The sequence below is a fragment of the Qiania dongpingensis genome, assembly GCF_014337195.1.
Classification (GTDB): Bacteria; Bacillota; Clostridia; order Lachnospirales; family Lachnospiraceae; genus Lientehia; species Lientehia dongpingensis.
Genome location: NZ_CP060634.1, coordinates 2,078,431 through 2,104,156 on the forward strand (window position 1 = coordinate 2,078,431; position 25,726 = coordinate 2,104,156).

General features: G+C 50.8%; 25 protein-coding genes. 23 read left to right on the forward strand and 2 right to left on the reverse strand.

Annotated elements, in window-relative coordinates; translation table 11 throughout:
* Positions 1-27 precede the first annotated feature (27 nt).
* The 5 genes from recD2 to H9Q78_RS09690 all read left to right on the forward strand — a co-directional run bounded on the left by recD2 (position 28) and on the right by H9Q78_RS09690 (position 5,597).
* A complete protein-coding gene (gene recD2 / locus H9Q78_RS09670) occupies positions 28-2,238 on the forward strand; it encodes an SF1B family DNA helicase RecD2 (protein WP_249301325.1) in 2,211 nt (736 codons plus the stop codon).
* The gene (locus tag H9Q78_RS09675) at positions 2,235-2,966 is read left to right on the forward strand and encodes a ComF family protein (RefSeq protein ID WP_249301326.1); all 732 of its coding nucleotides are present in this window, start codon (positions 2,235-2,237) and stop codon (positions 2,964-2,966) included. Before recD2 ends, H9Q78_RS09675 begins: the two co-directional genes overlap by 4 nt.
* Positions 2,967-3,073: 107 nt before the next feature.
* Positions 3,074-3,991 (forward strand): SpoIID/LytB domain-containing protein, encoded by a 918-nt coding sequence (locus H9Q78_RS09680; protein ID WP_249301328.1) that lies wholly within the window; start codon positions 3,074-3,076, stop codon positions 3,989-3,991.
* A gap of 84 nt (positions 3,992-4,075) precedes the next feature.
* Positions 4,076-4,861: a M23 family metallopeptidase gene (locus H9Q78_RS09685; RefSeq protein ID WP_249301330.1), complete on the forward strand. Its 786-nt coding sequence runs from the start codon at positions 4,076-4,078 to the stop codon at positions 4,859-4,861.
* 514 nt (positions 4,862-5,375) lie between these two features.
* Positions 5,376-5,597: a hypothetical protein gene (locus tag H9Q78_RS09690; RefSeq protein WP_249301332.1), complete on the forward strand. Its 222-nt coding sequence runs from the start codon at positions 5,376-5,378 to the stop codon at positions 5,595-5,597.
* Between the two features lie 141 nt (positions 5,598-5,738).
* Here H9Q78_RS09690 and H9Q78_RS09695 read toward each other — a convergent pair whose 3' ends face one another.
* Positions 5,739-6,170 (reverse strand): CYTH domain-containing protein, encoded by a 432-nt coding sequence (locus tag H9Q78_RS09695; protein ID WP_249301335.1) that lies wholly within the window; start codon positions 6,168-6,170, stop codon positions 5,739-5,741.
* A gap of 168 nt (positions 6,171-6,338) precedes the next feature.
* On the opposite strand from H9Q78_RS09695, the gene H9Q78_RS09700 reads away from it, so the two are divergent.
* From H9Q78_RS09700 to H9Q78_RS09740, 9 genes are all read left to right on the forward strand, one after another.
* A complete protein-coding gene (locus H9Q78_RS09700) occupies positions 6,339-6,887 on the forward strand; it encodes a DJ-1 family glyoxalase III (RefSeq protein ID WP_249301337.1) in 549 nt (182 codons plus the stop codon).
* Between the two features lie 169 nt (positions 6,888-7,056).
* A complete protein-coding gene (gene tig, locus H9Q78_RS09705; RefSeq protein WP_249301338.1) occupies positions 7,057-8,343 on the forward strand; it encodes a trigger factor in 1,287 nt (428 codons plus the stop codon).
* Between the two features lie 22 nt (positions 8,344-8,365).
* Positions 8,366-8,953: an ATP-dependent Clp endopeptidase proteolytic subunit ClpP gene (gene clpP, locus H9Q78_RS09710; protein WP_249301340.1), complete on the forward strand. Its 588-nt coding sequence runs from the start codon at positions 8,366-8,368 to the stop codon at positions 8,951-8,953.
* 4 nt (positions 8,954-8,957) lie between these two features.
* Positions 8,958-10,217, forward strand: a complete 1,260-nt coding sequence (gene clpX / locus H9Q78_RS09715; protein WP_249301342.1) for an ATP-dependent Clp protease ATP-binding subunit ClpX — start codon at positions 8,958-8,960, stop codon at positions 10,215-10,217.
* A gap of 85 nt (positions 10,218-10,302) precedes the next feature.
* Entirely contained in the window at positions 10,303-12,603 is a 2,301-nt protein-coding gene (gene lon, locus H9Q78_RS09720) for an endopeptidase La (RefSeq protein ID WP_249301344.1), read from the forward strand.
* A 55-nt stretch (positions 12,604-12,658) separates the two neighbouring features.
* Positions 12,659-13,276, forward strand: a complete 618-nt coding sequence (gene yihA / locus H9Q78_RS09725; RefSeq protein ID WP_249301346.1) for a ribosome biogenesis GTP-binding protein YihA/YsxC — start codon at positions 12,659-12,661, stop codon at positions 13,274-13,276.
* A 121-nt stretch (positions 13,277-13,397) separates the two neighbouring features.
* Positions 13,398-14,108: a maleate cis-trans isomerase family protein gene (locus H9Q78_RS09730; protein ID WP_249301348.1), complete on the forward strand. Its 711-nt coding sequence runs from the start codon at positions 13,398-13,400 to the stop codon at positions 14,106-14,108.
* A 127-nt stretch (positions 14,109-14,235) separates the two neighbouring features.
* Positions 14,236-15,432 carry a 5-bromo-4-chloroindolyl phosphate hydrolysis family protein gene (locus H9Q78_RS09735; RefSeq protein WP_249301350.1) on the forward strand — a complete coding sequence of 399 codons (1,197 nt, stop codon included), beginning with the start codon at positions 14,236-14,238 and terminating at the stop codon, positions 15,430-15,432.
* Positions 15,429-16,571, forward strand: a complete 1,143-nt coding sequence (locus H9Q78_RS09740) for a toxic anion resistance protein (RefSeq protein ID WP_249301352.1) — start codon at positions 15,429-15,431, stop codon at positions 16,569-16,571. Before H9Q78_RS09735 ends, H9Q78_RS09740 begins: the two co-directional genes overlap by 4 nt.
* On the opposite strand, the gene H9Q78_RS09745 is transcribed toward H9Q78_RS09740, so the two are convergent.
* Complete coding sequence (locus H9Q78_RS09745; protein WP_231063115.1) at positions 16,572-17,093, reverse strand: DUF4364 family protein; 522 nt, start codon at positions 17,091-17,093, stop codon at positions 16,572-16,574.
* Positions 17,094-17,308: 215 nt separating this feature from the next.
* Between H9Q78_RS09745 and rho the strand changes: the two genes are divergently transcribed.
* The 9 genes from rho (at position 17,309) to H9Q78_RS09790 (ending at position 25,712) form a co-directional block, all read left to right on the forward strand.
* Positions 17,309-18,655, forward strand: a complete 1,347-nt coding sequence (gene rho / locus H9Q78_RS09750) for a transcription termination factor Rho (RefSeq protein ID WP_249301354.1) — start codon at positions 17,309-17,311, stop codon at positions 18,653-18,655.
* A gap of 121 nt (positions 18,656-18,776) precedes the next feature.
* A complete protein-coding gene (gene rpmE, locus H9Q78_RS09755; protein ID WP_147595301.1) occupies positions 18,777-18,986 on the forward strand; it encodes a 50S ribosomal protein L31 in 210 nt (69 codons plus the stop codon).
* A gap of 121 nt (positions 18,987-19,107) precedes the next feature.
* Positions 19,108-20,025, forward strand: coding sequence for a DUF1385 domain-containing protein (locus H9Q78_RS09760; protein ID WP_249301356.1), 918 nt, complete (start codon positions 19,108-19,110; stop codon positions 20,023-20,025).
* An 11-nt stretch (positions 20,026-20,036) separates the two neighbouring features.
* On the forward strand, positions 20,037-20,939 hold the full coding sequence (gene prmC / locus H9Q78_RS09765) for a peptide chain release factor N(5)-glutamine methyltransferase (protein WP_249301358.1): 903 nt from the start codon (positions 20,037-20,039) through the stop codon (positions 20,937-20,939).
* A gap of 25 nt (positions 20,940-20,964) precedes the next feature.
* Entirely contained in the window at positions 20,965-22,038 is a 1,074-nt protein-coding gene (gene prfA, locus H9Q78_RS09770; RefSeq protein ID WP_249301360.1) for a peptide chain release factor 1, read from the forward strand.
* A 30-nt stretch (positions 22,039-22,068) separates the two neighbouring features.
* Entirely contained in the window at positions 22,069-22,281 is a 213-nt protein-coding gene (locus tag H9Q78_RS09775) for a DNA-directed RNA polymerase subunit M (RefSeq protein WP_249301361.1), read from the forward strand.
* 14 nt (positions 22,282-22,295) lie between these two features.
* Positions 22,296-23,789, forward strand: coding sequence for a Na+/H+ antiporter NhaC family protein (locus H9Q78_RS09780; RefSeq protein WP_249304811.1), 1,494 nt, complete (start codon positions 22,296-22,298; stop codon positions 23,787-23,789).
* Between the two features lie 145 nt (positions 23,790-23,934).
* A complete protein-coding gene (locus tag H9Q78_RS09785) occupies positions 23,935-24,339 on the forward strand; it encodes a secondary thiamine-phosphate synthase enzyme YjbQ (RefSeq protein ID WP_231062944.1) in 405 nt (134 codons plus the stop codon).
* A 2-nt stretch (positions 24,340-24,341) separates the two neighbouring features.
* Entirely contained in the window at positions 24,342-25,712 is a 1,371-nt protein-coding gene (locus tag H9Q78_RS09790) for an aldehyde dehydrogenase (RefSeq protein ID WP_249301363.1), read from the forward strand.
* The last annotated feature ends 14 nt before the right edge of the window (positions 25,713-25,726 follow it).

The window sequence follows — 25,726 nt, forward strand, 5'->3', positions numbered from 1 at the left end:
TTTGCTTTTTTAGAAAGGAGACGTCTGGTGGAGACGATTTCAGGATATGTCAATAAGATTGTATATCGGAATGAGGAAAATGGCTATTCGGTGATCGAACTGTTTAACAGCGGGGAGGATAAAACGCTGGTAGGCATTCTTCCCATGCTGGGAGAAGGAGAATATGTGGAAGCCAGCGGGACCATTAAAAAGCATCCTCTCTACGGGGAACAGCTGGTGGTGGAGAGTTACGAGATCAAGAATCCTGAGGATACGCTGTCCATAGAAAGATATCTGGGGTCCGGCGCCATCAAGGGGATAGGCGAAGCGCTCGCAGCCAGGATCGTGAAACATTTTGGCGAGGACACTTTCCGTATCATAGAGGAGGAGCCGGAACGGCTGGCGGAAGTGAAAGGAATCAGCAGCCGCATGGCGCTGGAGCTTGGCAGCCAGGTGGCGGAAAAGCGGGACATGCGTCAGGCGATGCTGTTTTTGCAAAAGTACGGGATTTCTCTCAACCTGGCGGCGAAGATATTCAAGGAATACGGCTCTGAGCTCTATTCGATCATTGAGCAGAATCCATACCGGCTTGCGGATGATATCGCCGGCGTCGGTTTTAAGATAGCGGATGATATCGCGACGAAAGCAGGCATCCGCGCGGATTCGGACTACCGGATAAAAAGCGGGATATTATATACGCTTCTTCAGGCCATAACAAACGGACATACATATCTTCCGATGGATGAGCTCCTGCGCGGGACGAATCAGCTGCTGGGAGTAGAGCTTGACTCACTGGAGAACCATATTATGGACCTGGTCATGGACAAGCGCCTGGTGGTGAAGAAGGAAGAGGGAGTCTCAATCGTCTATGCCGCTAAATATTATTATATGGAGATGAATGTAGCCAGGAGGCTGTCGGAGCTGGATTCTGTGTGGGGAGTGGAAGAAGGCGAAGCGATCGAGATGATCCGGCGGATTGAGGAACAGGAGAAATTTGAGCTGGATGAACGCCAGCGGGAGGCTGTTCTGGAGGCGGCGCGGCACGGAGTGCTGGTGATCACCGGAGGGCCCGGTACCGGTAAGACGACGACGATCACGGCCCTCATCCGCTTCTTCGAGATGGAAGGGATGGAGGTCGTGCTGGGGGCGCCAACAGGGCGGGCGGCCAAACGGATGTCGGAGGCTACAGGATATGAGGCCAGGACCATTCACCGCATGCTGGAGCTGTCCGGCATCCAGAATGAATCCTCCGGGGAAGTACACTTCGCCAGGAATCAGGCAAACCCACTGGAGACAGATGTCATTATCATCGATGAGATGTCCATGGTCGATATTCAGCTGATGCAGTCCCTTCTGGAGGCCGTGGCTGTCGGGACCAGACTGATCCTGGTGGGGGACCGTGACCAGCTTCCTTCTGTGGGGCCTGGAAATGTCTTAAAGGATATCATCCAGTCGGGAAGCTTCCATGTGGTGCGCCTGACCAGGATATTCCGCCAGGCTGCCGCCAGTGACATCATTCTGAACGCTCATAAGATAAATAAAGGTCAGCCGGTGGACGTGGCTGCCAGGAGCAGGGATTTTCTGTTCATAAAGAGGACGGACGCCAATTCCATAATCAATGCGGCGATCGCGCTGATATGTCAGAAGCTTCCGGGGTATCTGAATGTGCCCATGCACGACATTCAGGTGATTGCTCCCATGAGAAAAGGTGCTCTGGGAGTAGAACGTCTGAATAAGATACTGCAGGAGTTCCTGAATCCGCCAGATGGAAAGAAAGCGGAAAAAGAGTATGCCCAGGGAATTTTCCGCGAGGGCGACAAGGTGATGCAGATCAAAAACAATTATCAGTTGGAATGGGAAGTGAAGAGCCGGTATGGGATTCCTGTAGACACAGGAACCGGAGTCTTCAATGGGGACATCGGGACCATAAGCGAGATCAATTCCTTCGCGGAGGAGCTTGTTGTGGAGTTTGATGAAGGAAGAGTGGTCACCTACGATTTCAGCCAGCTGGAAGAACTGGAGCTGGCCTATGCCATAACGATTCACAAGGCGCAGGGAAGCGAATACGCGGCGGTGGTCATCCCGCTTCTGAGCGGACCGAGGATGCTCATGACTAGGAATCTTCTATACACGGCGGTAACCAGGGCCAGATCCTGTGTATGTATCGTGGGAATGCCGGAAACCTTTTTGGGAATGATTGAAAACGAGACAGAACAGAGACGCTATTCCAGCCTGGATAAGCGTCTGGAAGAGCTGTGACAGGAGGGAAGAGTACGATACTGGATTTGCTTTATCCAAGGCGCTGCCCGGTCTGTGGAGAAATCCTGCCGTATGGGAGGGGATCTGTATGCGGCAGCTGTGAGCCGAAGCTTTCTTATGTCAGCCAGCCGGTCTGCATGAAATGCGGAAAGGAGCTGGAGAAGCTGGATCACGGCTGGAACGGAGGGGAATACTGCGCCGACTGTATACGTCATCCAAAGGATTTTGCGGGAGGCATTGCGCTGCTTAATTATAATGCGGCGGCTCAGGCAGTCATGGCCCGGCTTAAATATCAGAATAAAAGAGAGGGTGCAGAATTTCTGGCGGCTGAAATGGCAAAAAGGCATGGAAGGCAGCTTCTCCGGCTGAGGCCAGACGCGCTGGTCCCGGTGCCCATTCACAAAGCCAGACGGAAGCTGCGGGGATATAACCAGGCGGAGCTGCTGGCGAAGGCCCTGGGCAAAAGGCTGGGGATTCCCGTGAGAACGGATCTGCTGTTCAGGGTGGAAAATACGAAAGCGCAGAAACAGCTCGGGTATGAGGAACGCCAGAAGAACGAGGCGCGGGCGTTCCGTACTGCGGGAAAAGCAGCGGTGCGGGGCATCCTGATCCTGGTGGATGATATCTATACCACAGGCGCAACCGCCCAGTCGTGTACCGCAGTTTTGCTAAAGGCCGGCGCGGAGCGGGTATATCTGGCAAGCATGGCGGTCGGATACGGAAGATGAGTCTGCCGTCTGGATTTATTTCCATTTTTAAACAATCATAAAATTCAATCATATGGAAAGCTTCTTTGGCGTACACTATTTTAAAGACAGGCCGAAGGAGTTTTTATATGAAGCGGAATTTTCTATTGGCGGCAGGAGGGACAATCCTCCTGTTTCTGTTTCCTTATATGGTCACACTTTTTATCACCGGCAAGATCACCATGGCGCCGAAACAGACGGCGGACAGCGGGAGAACAGTTCAGATAAAAAGCGAATATGGAACAGAAGAAATCGATCTGGAGGACTATGTACAGGGAGTGGCGGCGTCGCAGATCCCGGGGAATTATGAAAAGGAGGCTGTGAAGGCCCAAGTGATCATAGCCAGGACATATCTGTACAAGATGATGGGAGACGAGACCGCTATTGCCGGCAGTGAACTGTCCTGCGGATATTGGGACACGGAGACCAGAAAAAAGGAATGGGGAGACAATTACCTGGAGTATCAGGAGAAGTTTAAACAGGCCGCGTCGGAGAGCGCGGGCCAGGTGCTGACTTATCAAGGGTCCTTAATTGACGCCATGTTCCACCGGGCCAGCGCGGGAAAGACCAGAGACGGGGGAGAGCTTCTGCCATACATAAAGAGCGTTGACAGCAGTCAGGATGTGGATATGGAAGGATACGTGACGATCAGAGAATATTCAGCCCCTGACCTGGTATCCGCCATAAGCTCTTTGCGCGGGCAGCAGCTTACGGATACGGATGCTTTGGGGCTGCAGATAGCGGCCAGGGACGACGCGGGATATGTGCAGAGTGTGATGGCCGGTACGGAAACCTATACTGGGGAAGAGGTGGCCTCTGTGCTTTCCCTTCCGTCATCCGCATTTTCTATCACACAGTCTGAGAACGGGATTAAATTTGTCGACAAGGGCTCCGGCCATGGATATGGACTCAGCCAGTGGGGAGCGAATAAGCTGGCGGGAGAAGGAAAGGATGCCGCGGCCATATTGGCTTACTATTATCAAAATGTAAGCATTGAAAAAAAGTAAAAAAATGTTGGTGAGCCAGAATTGTCCAGATAATTTTTGAATAGGACACGGTAATCGGGCAAGACTAATACCGAGGTGATTATCGTGAAGAAGAAGCAAGGATTGCTGGTCATGCTGCTGGGGTGTCTTGTGACCGTGACTGCCATTGCCGGAGTACTGGTATGGAGGGGAACGGACAAGAAAGAAGATGAGAATAATCAGTACATGGAACTGAACGATTCTTCGGAAGAGCTCTTATGGAATGACGAAGAAACTACGGGTACAAAGGAAGAAACGTCGGAAGACGTAAAAGAGACGACAAAGACCGCGGCGAATACGCCCGAGTCGACAGAGGCCACAGAGGCCGTGAGAGAAGAAACCGGTGATGAGGATTCTCCGGAACAGGATCAAATGGAGCTTCCTTCGGAAGCGCCCGCCGCTGCCGGCGAAGTACATTCAGTGAGTTTCGGGGAAACGGACAAGCTGATCTGGCCGGTAGAAGGAAATGTCATATTGGATTATTCCATGGACAAAACCATTTATTTTCCTACGCTTGATCAGTACAAGTGCAATCCCGCCGTCCTGATACAGGGCGCGGCCGGAACACAGGTAAAAGCTGCCGCAAATGCCATTGTAAAAGCGGTTGGGACAAATGAAGAGCTGGGAAATTATGTAACGCTGGATTTGGGGAACGCTTATGAACTGACCTGCGGCCAGCTCACGGAGCTTGCCGTGAATCCTGGAGACTATGTGGAAGCCGGGGCTGTTATCGGAAATCTGGCCGAGCCTACCAAGTATTATGTGGTAGAAGGCCCGAACCTTTATTTTCAGATGACAAAGGACGGTGCGCCCATTGATCCTCTGGATTTTGTGGAATACGCACAGGAGTAAAGGACGAATCTGCATAATAGACCTGCACCCCCGCTGGAAATATGGAAACATCCATTATTTCCGGCGAGGGTGCCTTTACATATTTTCAATCATACTTTGTCGCACGAAGTGCGCCCGCCCGGAGGGCATGAATTAAGGGATGCCCTAGGGTATACCTTTGAATACTTTTAAAACAGTCTTATGAATCAGATGAAACAGGAGGAAATCCGATTGCATCCAGGCGGCTCGCTGGCAGCCGTAACCAGAATCTTTACGGCCTCCAGTCGGTCCTTTCCAACTGACATGGATAAATCGATATTTTTCCATGTCAGATTCCAATAAAAACCTGCATGAGATTCGGTTTTTACCTCCCTGCGGCCGGGAAGATCCTGCTAACGCCTTTGCGGCACTCGCCTTACGATGGAATCGGATTGTTCCTCCTGCTCCTCTTTCCGCACCAAGATAAACTTCCGCATGTTTTGAAAACCGTTGGAGCGGCCTGCCGTGGCCCGCTGCCATAAGGCGCGCGGGCCGTGTGGATATCCAATCCTTTTTTGGAATCAATGTAACGAAAATCATTCATAACAGTGCGGCGGGGACGGCACCGGCAGAAAGATTCCGGTCCGGCCTAAAGGTGAGCGCCGCAGGAAAGAGGCCGATGTTCCCCAGGCGTAGGGAGGCAGAAACGAAAAATACCGATTCCGTTTCTGAGCGAACCGGAGACGGGAAATCATCCGGATTTTCCATCGACATGTGAGCGGTACTGCCGGAGCGGGGATAAAGCGGCCACTTTATCGCCAGCGAACCGAAATCGTGACGGTCCGGAACTTCTGCCGGCGCTAAACTGGAACTTTATCAGAGCTAATTAAAAATGATTCCAGAAGTATTTAGTATCATATTAAATCATATTGCTGTTATGATAGCGGCTGTCAGTAGTCACATCCTCCCCAAACCAGTCGGGAGGACAAAAAGAGCGTGCTTCTTCCTCTGTGGAAAATTCCACTTCGACCAGTGTGAGCTCCCTCGGAGCGGAGAAGATATCCAGCTCTGCTGTGAGGGTCCCAAGAGGGATCCGGTAACGTTTTTTCGTAATGGTGCGGCCGTCGGCCTTTGCTTTCAGATGCAGATAAGCGTTTTCGTTCAGCGGCAGGTTATATTCTTCCCGCGCCATCATCCCCTTCCCTTTGTAAGTCATATAATAGCTGTTATCCTCTTGCCTGATTCTAACCACCGGGTCTGTGCACAGATAAGCCTGCTCGATTGTAAGACATGGATAGGATTCCAGGTTCTCCGGTATCTTTTTCACTAAGAATTTCCGTTCTATTTCCATTCTGCGTTCCTTTCTGGAGGCAGCGGCCGGCCGCCCTCCGCATCCTGTTATTTTACAGTTTCTTTATGATTTTTCTTATTTTATCATACTTTCATTCTATAACCAAGGGGAGGAGTGTGATATAATAGATGCAGTTAACAGGAGTGGAATCGAAAAAGGAGGTCTATCATGAGTAAAGTTTATGTTTGTATGGCTCCGGGGCTGGAAGAGGTGGAATGTCTTGCTGTTGTGGATATTTTACGGCGGGGAGGAGTGGAAGTGGAGACTGCTTCCATGGGAGAGGGACTTGAAGTGACAGGGTCCCATGATATCACCGTGAAAGCCGACAGCATGTGGTCGTCAGAAGCGTGCGGCGCATGTGACGCGGTCTTCCTGCCGGGAGGGATGCCGGGCACGGCGAATTTGACCGCGCATGCGGAGCTTGGAGAGACGCTCCAGAAGTTTCACAGAGAAGGCAAGCTGCTTGCCGCCATTTGCGCAGCGCCCAGTGTGCTGGGGAAATACCACTGTCTGGAAGGAAAAAAAGCTACCTGCTATCCCGGGTGGGAGGACAAGCTTTTGGGGGCGGAGCATGTGGAAGAAGGCGTGGTCCGGGACGGAAACGTGATGACGGGACGCGGACTCGGTTTTGCCATCGACGAAGGCCTTGAGCTCCTTAAAATTCTTGTGGGTGAGGAGACCTCGGAAAGGGTGAAAAAAGAGATCCAGCATCCATAAGATAGGAAGAATACCTGTACGCTGAGGAAGATGCCGGCCCCACAGCCAAGAGTTTCCAGAAATCGAAATTTCCGCTGGTAATTAAAAAACTTCTATGCTATAATGGTAAATTGCTAGACTGTGAGAAAATGTAATACGTTATATATATTTAAGGAGGAATACACGAACAATGAGTGTACAGGTAGAGAATTTGGAAAAAAACATGGCAAAGCTGACAATCGAAGTACCGGCTGAGGAAGTCGCAAAGGCGATTCAGGGCGCATACCAGAAAAATAAAAACAGGTTCAATGTCCCCGGTTTCCGGAAAGGCAAAGTACCTCAGAAAATGATCGAGAAGATGTATGGCGCCGGCGTTTTCTATGAAGATGCCGTAAATATGCTGCTTCCCGGAGCTTATGAGAAGGCCGTGGAAGAGAGCGGGCTGGAAGTCGTATCCCAGCCTGAGATCGACGTTACACAGATCGAGGCTGGAAAGCCTATGATCTTTACTGCATCTGTGGCTGTGAAGCCGGAAGTGACTCTTGGAGAGTATAAGGGCCTGGAAGTGGAAAGACAGGAGATCATCGTCACAGATGACGAGGTAATGGAAGAAATCAAAAAGGAGCAGGATAAGAACGCCGCTATGGTGACGGTAGAGGGAAGACCTGTTGAAAAGGATGACACGGCTGTCATCGATTTCGAGGGCTTCTGTGATGGCGTGCCGTTTGAAGGCGGAAAGGGAGAGGATTTTCCTCTGGTGATCGGCTCCGGACAGTTTATTCCTGGCTTTGAAGAGCAGCTGATCGGCAAAAACGTAGGAGAAGAGGTAGAAGTGAACGTTACGTTCCCCACTCCTTATCAGGCAAAAGAACTGGAAGGCAAGGACGCCATGTTCAAAGTCACAGTCAAAGAACTGAAGGCGAAAGAGCTGCCTGAAATCGATGATGAATTCGCCAGCGAGGTATCCGAATTTGACACGCTGGAAGAATATAAGAAAGAAGTGGCAGATAAATTAAGAGAGCAGAAGGAAGCGGAAGCCAAGAGGAAGAAAGAGGACGAGGCTGTAAATAAGGCCGTTGAAAACGCGACCATGGATATCCCCGAGGCTATGATAAAGACCCAGGCTTCCAATATGGTGAACGAATTTGCTCAGAGAATGCAGGGACAGGGCCTTACTATGGAGCAGTATATGCAGTTCACCGGCACCACGAGAGAAAAAATGGAAGAGCAGATGATGGAGCAGGCCAAGAAGAGGATCCAGGTTAGACTGACCCTGGAGGCAGTTGCAAAGGCTGAGAACATCCAGATATCAGAAGAAGAACTTGACAAAGAAATTGAAGAGATGGCCAAGGCTTACAAGATGGAAGCAGACCAGCTCAAGAAATATTTAGGAGACGCGGAAGCAGAGCAGATGAAGACAGACCTGGCGGTGCAGAAGGCGGTCGATCTGCTGGTGGCGGAAGCGAAAGAAGCCTAAATTTAAGACAGGAGGCATCAGAATGAGTTTAGTACCTTACGTCATTGAATCAACCAGCAGGGGGGAGCGCTCCTACGACATATATTCCAGGCTGCTTAAGGACAGGATCATTTTTCTGGGAGAAGAGGTAAATGAAGCTACGGCCAGCCTGGTAGTGGCCCAGCTTTTATTCCTGGAATCTGAGGATCCCGGAAAGGATATCCAGCTGTACATCAACAGCCCCGGCGGAGTCGTGACAGCAGGTATGGCGATTTACGATACCATGCATTATATCAAATGCGACGTATCCACCATTTGTATTGGAATGGCGGCCAGCATGGGCGCATTCCTTCTGGCAGGCGGAACCAAAGGGAAACGTATGGCGCTTCCCAACGCAGAGATCATGATCCACCAGCCTTCCGGCGGCGCGAAGGGTCAGGCCACCGACATTAAGATCGTGGCTGACAAGATCATCGAGACCCGGAAAAAGCTGAATCAGCTGCTGGCGCAGAATACAGGTCAGCCGCTGGATGTGATTGAAGTGGATACCGAACGCGATCATTATATGAGTGCGGCAGAAGCCAAGGAATATGGCATCATTGACCAAGTAATCGAAAGTCGTCAGAGGTAAACGGATGGCAGGAAAATTTGATGTTCGCTGCTCTTTCTGCGGAAAGACCCAGGAACAAGTGAAGAAGCTGATTGCAGGCGGGAAAGATGTCTACATCTGCGACGAGTGCGTGGAGCTTTGCGCGGAGCTTATTGAAGAAGAGACGGCGAGTGACGCGGTGGAGCAGCTGGAGGGAATTAACCTTTTGAAGCCTAAGGAGATCAAAGAGTTTCTGGACGAATATGTGATCGGACAGGAACGGGCGAAGAAGGTGCTTTCCGTCGCGGTATACAATCACTATAAAAGGATTACGGCGCCATCGGATTCGGATGTGGAGGTACAGAAAAGCAACATCCTGCTTCTCGGCCCCACCGGTTCCGGAAAGACGTTTCTGGCACAGACACTGGCCAGGATCCTCAATGTACCTTTTGCGATCGCGGATGCCACGGCTCTCACTGAGGCCGGGTATGTAGGCGAAGACGTGGAGAATATCCTGCTGAAGATCATTCAGGCTGCTGACTTTGATATCAACAGGGCAGAATACGGAATTATCTATATTGATGAAATAGATAAGATTACCAAGAAATCAGAAAATGTCTCAATCACAAGGGACGTATCCGGCGAAGGCGTCCAGCAGGCGCTCTTAAAGATTCTGGAGGGGACTACGGCCAGTGTTCCTCCCCAGGGAGGCAGGAAGCATCCCCATCAGGAGATGTATCAGATCGATACTACCAATATCCTGTTTATCTGCGGAGGGGCCTTTGACGGCTTGGAGCAGATTATTGAAAACAGGCTTGGAGCCGGATCCATCGGGTTTGAGGCAGATTTGAAAGACAAAAATAAGAGAGACATCAGCGAGCTTTTGGCCCAGGTGATGCCTCAGGATCTGATAAAATTCGGTCTGATCCCTGAATTCATCGGCCGTGTACCGATGGTGGAGTCTCTGGAGCTTTTGGACCGGGATGCGCTGATCCGTATCCTGACAGAGCCTAAGAACGCCATAGTTAAACAGTATAAACGTCTGTTTGATCTGGACGGCGTGGAACTGGAATTTTCCAGGGACGCGCTGGAGACGATCGCGGATCAGGCGGTGGAGCGAAAGATCGGTGCCAGAGGCCTGCGGGCGATTATGGAAAAGGTAATGACAGATATCATGTATGAGATTCCGTCCGATGAAAATATTGGCCGGTGCCTGATCACGAAAGAAGTGGTAGAAGGCGAGAGTAAGCCGGAGCTTACTTACCGGGACACGGAAGTGAAGACACGAAAAGGCGAAACAGCCTGAGGATGGGGGGCCGCAGTATTCTGCAGCGCCCCATTTAAAGCTGGCCCCCATAGGGGGCAGCTGAAAGGCAAAAGGAGGAAAGAACATGACAATACCTGCAATTGCATTGCGCGGCTTATGTGTGCTGCCGAAAATGGTAGTGCATTTTGACGTCAGCAGGAGAAAGTCTATTCTTGCGTTGGAAAAGGCGATGGTAGGCGACCAGAAGATTTTTCTTGTGGCACAGAAATCCGTGCAGGATGAGGACCCCGGGAAAGAGGAGCTTTATTCCATCGGCACTATTGGAATGATCAAGCAGATACTTAAATTGCCCGGGGGGATGGTGCGCGTGCTGGTCGAGGGGCTGGAGCGGGCGCAGCTGAGCGCCTTGGAGGCGGAGGAAGGATATCTGGAGGCGGATGTGGAAGTATGTCCTCCGGAACCGTTTTTGGAAGCGGATGACGTCACAAAGGAAGCGATGTGCAGAATCCTTAAGGAGCATGTGGAAAAATATGCGGCAGTGAATCCCGCCCTCAGCAAAGATGTCGCTACGATGCTTTTGGAGTCCAGGACCCTGGAAGAGCTTTTGGATGAGATTTCCATCAGCATTCCGTTCAGCATGGAGAACAAGCAGCAGCTGATCGAGACTACTTCGCTGCCGGAGCGGTATGTCCTGGTCGAACAGATCCTGGGCACGGAAGTGGAGATCAGCCGGATCAAGCAGGAATTCCAGGAAAAGGTTAAGGAGCGGATAGACAAAAATCAGAAGGAATATATACTTCGGGAGCAGATGAAGTTAATCAAGGAGGAACTTGGAGAGGACACGATCCAGGCCGATGCGGAGCAGTTTGAAAGGCAGCTGGAGAAATTAAAAGCAGGAAAAGAAGTGAAGGAGAGAATCTCTAAGGAGATCGGACGGTATAAGACCATGCCTATGGGCAGCCAGGAAGCGTATGTGAGCAGGAATTATATTGAAACGCTGCTGGGGCTTCCCTGGAGCAGAATGTCCAGAGACAACAAGGATCTGGCTCGGGCGGAGAAGATACTGGAAGAGGATCACTATGGCCTGGAAAAGGTGAAAGAGAGGGTCATGGAGTTTCTGGCAGTCCGTTCTCTCACTGGGAAGGGAGATAGCCCCATCATCTGTCTTGTGGGCCCGCCCGGTACGGGAAAGACTTCCATTGCCAGATCCGTCGCCAGAGCGCTGGGGAAGAGATATGTCCGGATCTGTCTGGGAGGCATCCGGGATGAGGCTGAGATACGCGGCCACAGGAGGACGTATGTAGGCGCCATGCCCGGACGAGTGGCGGCTGCTTTAAAGCAGGCCGGCGCTTCCAATCCGCTGATGCTTTTGGATGAGGTGGACAAGGTGGGCAGCGATTATAAAGGCGATCCGGCGTCGGCGCTTCTGGAAATATTGGACAGCGCGCAGAACGATACGTTCCGGGACCACTATATCGAGCTGCCCCTTGATTTATCAAATGTGCTTTTTATTGCGACGGCCAATACGACTCAGACCATTCCCAGGCCTCTTCTTGACAGGATGGAGATCATAGAGGTAAGCAGCTATACGGAGAACGAAAAATATCACATAGCGGATAAATATCTGGTGGTAAAGCAGATGAAGAAAAACGGCCTTACGGCGGATCAGTTTTCTGTTTCGGCTAAGGCAGTCAGGAAGATCATCCATAATTACACAAGGGAAGCCGGAGTCCGCGAGCTGGAGCGGAAGATTGGAGAACTCTGCCGGAAAGCGGCAAAGGAGCTTCTTGACGGTAAGAAAAAACAGGTGAAGATTACCGAAGGAAACCTGGAAAAATATCTGGGCAAAGAGCTTGTGCGCTTTGAAACGGTCAATGAAGAAGACGCGGTGGGCATTGTCCGCGGCCTGGCATGGACCAGCGTGGGCGGCGATACCCTGGAGGTAGAGGTGAATCTGATGCCCGGGAGCGGGAAGCTTCATCTGACTGGACAGATGGGCGATGTGATGAAGGAATCGGCAGAAGCGGCTCTGAGCTATGTCCGTTCTGTGAGCCCCGCTTATCAGGTGGACAGCGCCGTTTACGAAAAGAATGACATCCATGTACATATCCCGGAAGGTGCCGTTCCAAAGGACGGGCCCTCTGCCGGAATCACAATGGCCACGGCCATGCTGTCGGCAGTCACCAATAAAAAGGTGAAAGCGGATCTGGCCATGACAGGTGAGATCACGCTGCGGGGCCGTGTGCTCCCCATCGGCGGTCTGAAGGAAAAGCTTCTCGCGGCTAAGATGGCGGATATCCACACAGTTCTGGTGCCGGGGAACAACAAGCCTCATGTGCAGGAGCTTTCCAGTGAAATCCTGGATGGTATGGATATTAAATTTGTAGGCTCTATGGATGAAGTATTGAAAGAAGCGCTGGTCTGATATGCCCGAAGCGGGCAGGTCAGCCGGCCAGCCCGCTTTTAGAAGGAGGGACCGGATGATAATAAAGACTGTAAATCTGGAAACGGTCTGCGGCGTCACCAGCAGGCTTCCGGAGAATGATAAGCCAGAGATTGCCTTCGCAGGCAAATCGAATGTGGGAAAATCCTCATTGATCAATGCGCTTATGAACAGGAAGTCATATGCCCGTATTTCGGCGCAGCCGGGGAAAACCCAGACCATTAATTTCTATAATATCAACGAAGCCCTTTATTATGTGGACCTTCCCGGATACGGGTATGCAAAGGTCTCACTGACTGAAAAAGAAAAATGGGGCAGGATGATAGAGAACTATCTGAAGAAATCCCGCCAGCTCAAATGTGTGTTCCTGCTGGTGGATATCCGCCACGAGCCTTCTGTCAATGACAGGCAGATGTACGACTGGATCGTGCATAACGGATATGAACCGGTGGTGATCGCCACAAAGCTGGATAAAATAAAACGCAGCCAGCTCCAAAAGCAGTTAAAGCTTCTGCGGAGCGGCCTTGGAATTGGGAGTCAGGTCACGGTGATACCGTTTTCGGCTGAAACGAAACAGGGACGTGATGAGATATGGGATCTGATTGAACAGCTGACTTCCGGAGACGATTCGGACAAAGCAGTTCATACGGATTAAAGAAAAGCCAGGCGTGTTAACGTCGGGCTTTTTTATTTTACGAGGAGGTATGTTCTATGAAATAAAATATTTCCGGACAGAAAGTGCACTATGGTAAAGCTTTAAGATGGGAGGTTAGATTATGTATGGTTGGCGTGGTAAATTAGGAATCATCATTCCGTCGGCGAACACAACGATGGAGCCGGAGCTGTGGAAAATGGCGCCTGAAGGGGTCAGTATCCACTGCAGCCGTATGTTTGCTATGGGATGCAGCACGGAGGATTTAAGGCGGCAGGACGAAGACGTGGAGCGCTGTGCCGGCCTTCTCGGCTCGGCGGATATGGATGTGGTCATTTATGGGTGCACCAGCGGAAGCTTTGTAAATGGGCCGGAGTGGGAGAGAGCACTGCAGAAGCAGATAGCAGAGGAAGCTCATTGTAAAAGTATCACGACCACAGGCGCGGTGCTGGATGCCCTGAGAATTTTCGGCAAGAAGAATCTGACGGTGGTGAATCCTTATAACGATGAGGTGAGCGCCATAGAGCATGACTTTTTTGCCAAACAGGGATTCTGCATGACCGGCGGCGCGCATCTGGGCTATGATCAGGGCGCGGATATCCGCAGCCAGACGCCGGAACGGGCGTACCGTTTGGCCAAAGGCGCGGTGAGGAAAAATACGGAAATTTTGTTTATCAGCTGCACCAACTTCAGGACCATAGAAGTGCTGGAAGACCTGGAAAAGGATTTGGGGATACCGGTAGTCTCGAGCAATCAGGCCAGCCTCTGGGCGGCGCTGAGAGCCATAGACGTAAAAGCGGAAATAAAGGGGTACGGAACTCTGTTTGCATATTGACAGACAGTTTCCATTGCATTTTGATTCTGTTTTCGCTATAATTTACATCAGTGGGGAAGGACCGGGCGGATTTTGCCGCCCGGGATTTCTTCCGAAAGACAAAGACCCCCGGGGAGGAGACTGTACAATGAACCAGGAATGGCGCGATTTGGGGAACGATATCCGGAATATCATTCAAGATGCCGTAAATTCCCAGGATTTCAGAAAACTAAATCAGACGATCAAAGGCGCCATTAACAGTGCAGTGGACGGTGTGGAAAAGGGCGTATCGAAGGCCAGCTGCCAGTGGAATAAGGCAAGAGAAGCATCTTCGACGGAGACGGGGGCAGAAAACAGAAGTGAACCCTATACCCCGGCGGACAAGCGTACACTTTTTTCAGAATACTCTGCGGCAAGGGCCAGGGCCGGAGGCATCGCTCTCACGGTATGCGGCTATATACTGGGAATCGGCACGGCGATGGCCATGGCAGTGTTATTCATGATCACTCTGGCCATAGGCGGCATTGTCGGCATACGTATCGCGAATTATTGTCTTCTTCCTGTTTTTATAGCGGGAGCGGCCATGGTTTGCAGCGGTTCTGCCAAGCTTTCCATGGCGAAGCGGTTCCGGCGGTATGTGGAGCGGCTGCGCGGCCGCACGTACTGTGAGTTAAAGGAATTATCCGAATATATAGGGAAGAGCAAAAAGTACGTGACGCGGGATATTAAAAAGATGATCGAGAAAGAATGGTTTCGGGAAGGGCGCCTGGATGAACAGGAGACGTGCCTGATCATTGATAACGCCACATACCTTCAGTATAAAGAGACTATGCGCCAGGCAGAGATCCAGAGGGAAGAGGAAGAGCACAGGCCGGAGGTATCCGGCGAGACAGAAGCGGTGATTCAGGCCGGCGCGGATTATCTGGAAAGAATCCGGAGATGCAACGACGCCATTCCCGGTGAAGAGATATCGGAGAAGATATCCAGGATGGAGCTGGTCATCAAACGGATCTTTGACCGGGTGGAGCGGCATCCGGAAAACGTGGAGGATATCCAGAAATTGATGGAATATTATCTTCCTACTACGGTGAAGCTGCTGGAGGCATATGAGGAGCTGGACCGGCAGCCGGTCCAGGGAGACAACATCATAAGCTCTAAGAAAGAGATTGAAGAAACGCTGGGCACCTTAAATATAGCCTTTGAAAAGCTTCTGGACAGTATGTTCCAAGATACGGCCTGGGACGTTTCCACGGATATATCCGTGCTGAAGACGATACTGGCGCAGGAAGGGCTGTCAGAAGGCGGGTTTGAAAAGCGGCATGATACAGGAGGAGAGAGACAATGAGCAAGGAATGGGATATGCCGGTGAAGGAACCGGTGCTGACACTTAACCCTTTTGAAAATGAGCAGGCGGAGATGCCTGAAAAAATAGAAGAGGCGCCGATTCCCCAATGGGATGACAGTATCCTGTCGGAAGAGGAAAAGAAGATGGTGGACGCTTTCTCCGGTCAGATCGATCTGAGTGATTCTGCCGCTGTGCTTCAGTATGGCGCAGGGGCCCAGAAAAAGATGGCAGATTTTTCAGAAGCAGCTCTGGATAATGTGAGAACAAAGGATCTGGGCGAGATCGGTGATCTGCTGGCAGGCGTCGTGACAGAACTGAGAAGCTTTGATGCGGAGGAAGAAAAGGGTTTCCTTGGCTTTTTTAAAAAATCCTCCAATAAGATCACGGCTGTAAAAGCAAAATATGCCAAGACAGAGGCAAACGTGGATAAAATCTGCAAGGTCCTGGAAAGCCATCAGGTACAGCTTTTGAAGGACGCGGCCATGCTGGATAAAATGTATGATCTGAACCTGACTTATTTTAAAGAGCTGTCCATGTATATTCTGGCGGGAAAAAAGAAATTGTATGCCGTTCGGGAAAAAGAGCTTCCGATGCTGCGGGCGAAAGCAGAAAGAAGCGGTCTGCCGGAGGACGCCCAGGCGGCCAGAGATCTGGACGCGCGCTGCAACCGGTTTGAAAAAAAGCTCCACGATCTGGAGCTCACCAGGATGATCGCGATGCAGACGGCGCCTCAGATCCGGCTCGTTCAGGACAATGATACCGTTATGGTGGAGAAGATCCAGTCGACGATCGTAAATACGATTCCTCTTTGGAAGAATCAGATGGTACTGGCTTTGGGAGCCGCCCATTCGGCACAGGCGGTTGAAGCGCAGAGGAAAGTATCAGATATGACCAATGAACTGCTGAGCAGAAATGCGGCGGCGCTTAAGACGGCATCGGTGGAAGTGGCAAAAGAATCGGAACGGGGGATCGTAGATATGGAAACCCTGCGTTCGACCAACGAAACGCTGATCTCTACGCTGGACGAGGTGCTCCGCATACAGGAAGAAGGCCGGCAGAAAAGGACAGAAGCGGAGGTGGAGATGAACCGCTTGGAAAGTGAACTGAAAGCGAAGCTTCTGGAGATTGGAAAGCGGTGATCACTCCTTCATAAGGCTCTGCATGATGGCGGAGTATATCTGCTGGCTCTCTTTATTCCAACGGCTGCACATATGCTCTGCCTGTTCTTTATCCGGCACGGAGATATTTACTTCCAGGAGCTGAGTTTTTCCCTCGCGGATGGCGCAGTGGACCACATAGTCCTGATTGGTGGATTTATAATAATCGGAAATAAGGCCCACCTCATCGCGGAGACGCACCTTATTTTCTTTCAGATAAGTATCGATGTCCTCAATGATGGCAGAAGAGATTTTTTTGCCGAAAAAGGACAGGGTCTCCTCCCCTTCCCTTGTGATTTCATAACGAGAGCTGTTCCGGGTGGATTCCAGCTTGATGAGATGAGATTCGATGAGTTCGGACAGCGCCTGCTGGAGGGTGAAGTAAGTAGTGTACTCCTTGTCCAAAAAGAATTCAGAAATCTGAGCGTTGGCAAGAGGAAATTTCACCTGCTTCAGCATATATAAAATCATTAATTTGTATAGGGTCAATGGCTCGGACATCAGTGCGTCTCCTTCCAAATTTCTACAAAATCTGTCAATGTTTTAATCATACCAAGTTTAGAAAATGAAATCAAGTTGTAAATTTTTCGCATTTGTTGTATAATATGAAGCACACTTGAGATTATTACCAGAATCTGAAAATCTATTTTGCCGTTTTCGCGGCAGCAGTCTTTATGGATCCCCCCGATTGATGGAATATAGAAAGAAAAGGAGAACCTATGAGGGAGAAACTGGAAACCCTGTCTCTGGCGCAGCTGCGCGGAATTGCAAAAGACTTCGGGGTTAAAAATATCACGGCACAGAGAAAGGCGGAGCTTATCAGCTGTATTCTGGAAGCCAATGAAACAAAAGAAAAAGAAGAGGAAACGGCCGCCGTTCCTTCTGTCAGGAGACAGCCCTCTGTGGCGCCGAACATCAATCCTGAAGAGCTTCAGAATCTGGACAGCGGAATTCCAGCGCATGGAATCCTGGAAGTAATGCCGGACGGGTTCGGTTTTATCCGGTGTGAAAACTATCTGCCCGGTGAGAATGACGTTTACGTCTCCCCTTCTCAGATACGCCGATTCAACCTGAAGACAGGAGACATCGTCAGCGGAAGCAAACGGGTAAAAACCTCTTCGGAGAAATTTGCTGCGCTTTTATACGTTTCCAAGATCAATGGACTGCCGGTCGGAATCGCGGAAAAAAGACCGAATTTTGAAGATTTGACCCCTATCTTCCCCAATTCCAGGATACATCTGGAGATGTCTGGAGGGAGCATAGCCATGCGTATCGTGGATCTGCTGTCTCCCATCGGCAAGGGGCAGAGGGGGATGATAGCTTCCCAGCCCAAAGCCGGAAAGACCACGCTGTTAAAGGAAGTCGCCAAGGCGGTGACCTGCAACCATAGGGATATGCACTTGATCGTGCTGCTGATAGATGAACGCCCGGAGGAAGTGACGGACATCAAAGAGTCCATTGAAGGACCCAACGTGGAGGTCATCTATTCCACCTTTGACGAACTGCCGGAGCATCATAAACGTGTTTCGGAGATGGTTCTGGAAAGGGCAAAGCGCCTGGTGGAGCATAAGCGCGACGTGGTGATCCTGCTGGACAGCATCACAAGGCTGGCAAGGGCCTATAACCTGACGGTAGCCCCCAGCGGCAGAACCCTGTCGGGCGGTCTTGATCCGGCGGCGCTCCACATGCCGAAACGGTTTTTCGGAGCCGCGAGGAACATGCGGGAGGGCGGAAGCCTGACCATATTGGCTACGGCGCTTGTCGAGACCGGAAGCCGTATGGATGACGTGGTGTTTGAGGAGTTTAAAGGTACAGGAAACATGGAGCTTATGCTGAACCGGAAGCTGTCGGAGAAGCGTATTTTTCCGGCCATCGATATCTTGAAATCCGGTACCCGCAGAGATGACCTGCTTCTCACAAAGGAAGAGCAGGCGGCAGTGGAGACCGTGCGGAAAGCCACAGGCGGAATGAAGTCCGATGAGGCGGTGGAGAGGATCCTGGACTTGTTCAAACATACGAGAAACAATAAGGAATTCATGGATATGGTCGGCAAGATGAAAATATAAAAAAAGCCCCAAAATACTTGCAATGAAAGAAACCTTATGTTATAATGAACTTCGCTGTTTTAAAAGAAGATGGGCGCTTGTGCGTCAAGCGATAGAAAGAACCATAAGAGAGGTGAAAAGCATGAGAGAAGGAATCCATCCTGATTATCATCAGGCAAAGGTTGTGTGTAACTGCGGAAATGAATTCGTGACTGGCTCCACAAAGGAAGACATTCACGTAGAGATCTGTTCCAAATGCCATCCGTTCTATACAGGACAGCAGAAAGCTGCGTCGGCCCGCGGACGTATCGAGAAGTTTAACCGTAAGTATGGTGTGAACACAGAAAAATAAGGCAATGCACAATGATGAGGTTGAGATTTCGTATTATCTGTGGAATCTCAGCCTTTTTTATTCCATGGATAAGTTCCTTGAACTTTCCCGGTTATAATATATACGAAAGGTGGAAAGCCGGATGAGATCATCGGGTATCGGAGGCCAGGCGGTTATAGAAGGCGTTATGATGCGGAACAAGGATGTATACGCCGTCGCGGTCAGAAAACCAGATCAGGAAATAGAAGTAGCGGTTGACACATATCAGTCATTTACAGAAAAACACAAGGCATTTAACATTCCTTTCATAAGAGGAATTTTTAATTTTGTGGATTCTCTTCGTCTGGGCATGAAGATCCTCACATTTTCCGCCAGCTTTTACGAGGAGGAAGAGGAAAAAGAAAAGGATGAAAAGGAGAAAAAGAAAGAAAGCGTCATCATGGGAATCACCATGTGCGTATCAGTCATTTTAGCAGTGGGAATCTTTATGGTCCTTCCTCTCTTCCTGGCCAGCCTGTTCCGGAGTTTTATCGGATCCAGAGCGCTCATGGGCCTGATCGAGGGACTGATCCGACTGGCTATATTCATCGGATATGTGCTTTTGATCTCTCTGATGAAGGATATCCGAAGGGTATTCATGTACCATGGGGCCGAGCATAAATGTATAAATTGTGTAGAGCATGGGCTGGAGCTTAACGTGGAAAATGTAAGGAAGAGCTCCAAGCGCCATAAACGCTGCGGGACAAGCTTTTTATTGTTTGTGGTCATTGTGAGTATTGTATTCTCCATGGTCATCCAGACCGATGTGGTGTGGCTCAGAGTCGTACTGCGTATCCTGCTCATTCCTGTGATTGCGGGCATCTCTTACGAAATCCTTAAGCTTGCCGGAAGCAGTGAGAATTGGCTGATAAATCTGATCAGCAAGCCGGGGCTCTGGCTGCAGGGCCTCACGACCAGAGAACCGGATGATGATATGATCGAGGTGGCCATTCGCTCCGTGGAAGAGGTCTTTGACTGGAAAAAGTACGAAGAAGAAAATTTCGGCAGGACATATTCTTAGGAGGCAGATCCATGGAACGGAGGACATATGGCGGGCTTTTAAAAGAAGCGGAGACATATCTCTTCGGGCATCATGTGGAGGAATGGCGCCTGGATGCCTGGTATTTGTTTTCCAGCTGCTTTTCCATGGACAGAGCTAAGTATTATATAAAAAGAGACTGTACAGCGGAGGAAGAAGAGGTGGATGCCGTAGCACAGTTTCGCGCCATGGTAGAGCGAAGAGGAGCGAGGATTCCGCTTCAGCATATTATAGGTGAACAGGAATTCATGGGACTTTCTTTCCGTGTGAATGAACATGTGCTGATTCCCCGCCAGGATACGGAGACGCTGGTGGAGCTGGTGCTGGAAGATGTAAAAAGAACGCGCGCCAGGAATGAAAGGCTGCGCGTACTGGATCTTTGCACTGGCTCTGGCTGTATTGGAATCAGCCTGGCATACTATCTGCGAATGTATCCGGAGCTGCAGGTGACGCTCAGCGATATTTCTGCCGATGCACTGCGGGTGGCACGGGATAATGTATGCCGCCTGGGCTGCGGAGACTGCTGCCGTGTTCTGCAGTCTGATCTGTTCGGGGCTTTTAAAGGAAATCCGGGTGAGCGCTTTCAGATCATCGTATCCAACCCACCGTATATCCCAAGCGGAGACATTGAGGGATTGGAGCCGGAGGTGAGGGAGCATGAGCCCTTGCTTGCCCTGGACGGTGAGAAGGACGGGCTGGCCTTTTACAGGAGGATAGCCTCGGAAGCTGCAGGATATCTGGCCCCGCGCGGAGAAATCTATCTGGAGATTGGATGGGACCAGGGAGCAGACGTGGAAACGGTACTCATGAAAGCCGGTTTTTGCGGTATAGAGATCATAAAAGATCTGACAGGAAAAGACCGGGTGGTGAAGGCCGCCGCCCGGAGACTTGATTGACAGAGTGAGACAAGGAGGAACTGCCATGTTCGACAGGCTGGATGATATTCTTGTTCGGTTCGAGGAAATAATGGAAGAGCTGAATAATCCTTATGTGGTGGAGGACCAGACGAAGTTTCGCAGGCTGATGAAGGAGCAGACGGATTTGGCTCCTATTGTGGAGGCATATAAGGAGTACAAGGGAGCCAGACAGGACGCGGAGGACAGTCTGGCGATGCTGGAGAGTGAGAACGACGAGGAGATGCGTGAGATGCTCAAAGAAGAGCTGGCATCCGCGAAGGAAAGGATAGAAGAACTGGAAAAGGAGCTTAAGATCCTGCTTCTTCCCAAGGACCCCAATGACGATAAGAATGTTATTGTGGAGATCCGCGCCGGCGCCGGCGGGGATGAAGCGGCTCTGTTTTCCGCGGAGCTTTACCGGATGTACAGCCGTTTCGCGGAGCGAAACCGCTGGAAGGTGGAGATGATCAGCGTGAATGAGAGCGGGATTGGCGGCATGAAAGAAGTGATCTTCATGATCTCCGGCCACGGCGCCTATTCTAAGCTCAAGTATGAGAGCGGAGTCCACCGGGTACAGCGCGTGCCGGCCACGGAATCCGGCGGCCGCATCCACACTTCGACCAGCACGGTTGCGATCATGCCGGAGGCGGAAGAGGTGGATGTCCAGATCGATATGAACGATTGTAAATTTGATGTGTTCCGTGCTTCAGGAAACGGCGGGCAGTGTGTAAATACGACGGACTCGGCAGTCCGGCTGACCCACATCCCCACCGGAATCGTGATTTCCTGCCAGGATGAGAAATCACAGCTTAAAAACAAAGATAAGGCGCTGAAGGTGCTGCGTTCCCGGCTGTATGACCTGGAGCTGGCAAAGAAGCAGAATGCGGAAGCGGAAGAAAGAAGAAGTCAAATTGGAACGGGCGACCGCTCTGAGAAGATCAGGACGTATAATTTTCCTCAGGGACGAGTGACAGAGCACAGGATTAAGCTGACCCTTTACAAGATCGATTCCATCATGGACGGGGATTTGTATGAGATCATCGACAGCCTGATAGCGGCCGACCAGGCTGCCAAGCTGAGCAGTCTGCAGGAGATATGATATGGCGGGCGGCGGAAAAGAGGGAGTACAGTGATTCGGGTATTTATATGTCCGGAGTGCGGTAAGGCAAGAGTAGTATCCAAGTTTCTGAAAGCGGACTGTTATCATTGCGGGGCAGAGATGAAGGTATGTGATGTTCCCTATACAAAATGGGTGGAAATGGATCCAGAAGAGAGGGAAAGGCTTTCGGAGTCTTACCGCGGTCATAACCGGCAGCAGATGGGGAATAATAAAATTAAATAGATTGGAGGGGTATGATGGCGGGTACAGCTTGGGCGCTTCTGCCTCCTGTTGTGGCGATCGCGCTGGCATTGATCACAAAGGAGGTCTATCTTTCACTGTTGATCGGCATTGTGTCCGGGGCACTGCTGGTGACCGGATTTAAACCGCTGGCTTCTGTGGAAACCACGTTCTCGATCATGGGCGACAAAATCGGCGGAAACGTGGACATCCTGATATTTCTGGTGCTTTTAGGCATTCTGGTGGCGCTGATCACCAAATCCGGCGCGTCAAAGGCCTATGGGAACTGGGCATCCAAGGTCATCAAATCAAAGAGAGGAGCTCTCTTATCCACCGTGCTTTTAGGATCCCTGATTTTTGTGGATGATTATTTCAACTGCCTGACCGTAGGGACGGTCATGAGGCCTGTGACAGATAAATATAAAATCAGCAGAGCGAAGCTGGCTTATATCATTGATGCCACCGCGGCGCCTGTCTGCATCATTGCGCCGATCTCAAGCTGGGCGGCGGCGGTAGGCTCATCCCTGCCGGAAGGGAGCGGGATTGACGGCTTCAGCCTGTTTATCAGAACGATTCCTTTCAATCTCTATGCGATCCTGACCATAATTTTTATGCTATATCTGATCATACGGAATATCGATTACGGTGCAATGAAAAGGTATGAAGAAAAGACGGCGAGAGAAGGGGAAGAAACTGCGGTTTCCGGAGAGGAGCTTCGCATCAGCGGCAGAGGAAAGGTGATCGATCTGGTTCTGCCGATTGCGGTTCTCATCCTGTTCTGTATCAGCGGCATGCTGTACACGGGCGGGATTCTGGAAGGAGCGGGGATCGTGGAGGCATTTGCGAACTGCGATTCTGCCAGAAGTCTGGTACTGGGTTCCTTTTTCACCCTTGTTGTGACTTTCCTTCTGTATCTTCCAAGAAGAGTGATCTCCTTCCGCGAGTTCTGCGGAAGCTTTACAGAGGGATTTAAGGCGATGACGCCGGCCATCATGATACTCTGCCTCGCATGGACCTTATCCGGCATATGCCGTGAGGAGTATTTGGACATTGGAAGTTTTGTGCGCGGGGTAGTCGGAGGCAGCGCACTGATTGGCATGCTCCTTCCCGCTATCTTCTTTGCCGTGGCCACAGGCCTGTCCTTTGCTACCGGCACTTCTTGGGGGACCTTTGGTATACTGATTCCTATCGCGTTTGTGGTGCTCGATGCAGGAGATATCAATATGCTGACCATTGCCACGGCGTCCATTCTTGCGGGGGCCGTGTGCGGAGATCATATTTCTCCCATTTCTGATACGACGATCCTGGCTTCGGCGGGCGCACAGTGCAATCATTTAAGCCACGTGTCGACCCAGATACCATATGCTCTCACGGTGGCGGCGTGCTGCATGGCCGGGTATTTTGCGGCCGGATTTACGAAGAACGGCTGGGTGGGGTCCTTGGTCGGGCTTGAGGCTTTGGCAGCATCGCTGCTTTTGGTGGGGCGGAACGGAAAAAGAACAGAAAAATAGGCGTTTTTCCGTTTGGCAGAGGCCTTGTGCAGCGGAAACAATTCATACGAAAGCCCTTTGATTTATTTAGAATTGTGCTATACTAGAATTAAAGTCGATGTGCGAGGACCTTCTGAGGGGAAGGGATAAGTATTGGAGGGATTTTATGAATTTGTTTAAGCATAATATCATTGTTTCAGAGCGCAGGGACATGGTGAAAATTACCGATACAGTAAAAAAGGACATCAAAGAGAGCGGCATTAAGAACGGAGTCATCATCGTGCACTGCCCGCATACTACCGCCGCCTTGACGATTAACGAAAACGCAGATCCGGATGTCATCCAGGACATGCTGTATGCCATGGAGCACGCCTATCCTACAAAGGATATCCGGTACCGCCACTATGAAGGGAATTCTCACGCCCACGTAAAAGCTTCTACCATGGGAGCTTCAGTGACTTTGATTCTGGAAGAGGGCGAGATGATTCTCGGGGTATGGCAGGATTTATACTTATGCGAGTTTGACGGGCCCAGGCAGCGTACCTTTTATGTGAAGGTGATGGAGGGATAGACGTGGAGATTCAGAATATCGTTGAAAAGCAGCGGGATTATTTTGCCACAGGCGCAACAAGACCTGTGGCATTTCGTTTGAATGCGCTGAAACGACTGCAGGAAGAAATAAAGAAGCGGGAGCCGCTGATCCACGCGGCGCTTAAAAAGGACCTGAATAAATCGGGTTTTGAGTCCTATATGACAGAGACCGGAATGACATTGGCTGAGCTGAGTTATCTCCGGAAGCATTTAAAGAGCTTTTGCAGGCCGAGGGCGAAGCTGTCGCCGCTTGCACAGTTCCACAGCAGGAGCTTTACGGTCCATGAGCCTTATGGGGTGACGCTGGTAATGTCTCCCTGGAACTATCCGTTCATGCTGTGCCTTGAACCTCTGGCAGGCGCGCTGGCGGCCGGTAACTGCTGTATCCTGAAGCCGTCTGCTTATGCGCCGGCTACATCAGCCGCCATACGGGAGCTGATCGAGGCCGTATTCCCCCCGGAATATGTGGCGGTTGTAGAGGGAGGCCGGGCAGAAAATACGGCGCTCCTGGAGCAGCGCTTTGACTATATCTTTTTCACGGGTGGCGTGAAGGTGGGAAAACTGGTGATGGAGAAGGCATCCCGGAATCTGACGCCGGTCACGCTGGAATTGGGGGGAAAGAGCCCCTGCATCGTGGAAGAGTCCGCAGATCTTAAAACGGCTGCCAGGCGGCTGGCCTTTGGAAAATATCTGAACGCTGGGCAGACCTGCGTAGCGCCTGATTATCTGCTTATCCAAGAGTCCATTAAGAAGCCCTTTCTGGCTCTGCTGGAAAAGGAAATCCGCTCCATGTTTGGAGAACGGCCTCTGGAGAATCCGGATTATCCGAAGATCATCAATGAAAAACACTTTAACAGAATCCTGAGCCTCATGGAGGGAGAGAAGCTCCTGACAGGAGGAGAATGCCGGCGGGAAACGCTCCAGATCGCCCCGGCGGTTCTGGATGAAATATCGGCGGATGCTCCGGTGATGAAGGAGGAAATCTTCGGCCCGCTTCTGCCGGTGCTCACTTTCCGGGAAATCGGAGAGGCGGAGAAATTCGTTCAGGTGAGAGAAAAGCCTCTTGCGTGCTATATTTTTACCAAAAAGAAAGAAGTGGAGAAACGGCTGCTCAGTTCTCTGAGCTTTGGCGGCGGCTGCGTAAATGATACCATTATACACCTGGCCACTTCCCGTATGGGATTCGGCGGCGTAGGCGGCAGCGGGATGGGAAGCTATCACGGGAAAAAGAGCTTTGAGACCTTCAGCCATGAAAAGAGTATTGTAAAGAAATACAATTGGATAGATATGCCGATCCGCTATCAGCCATATACGAAAAAAAAGGAAAAGCTTCTTAGGCTTTTCCTGAAATGAATACTTCTTAAGAC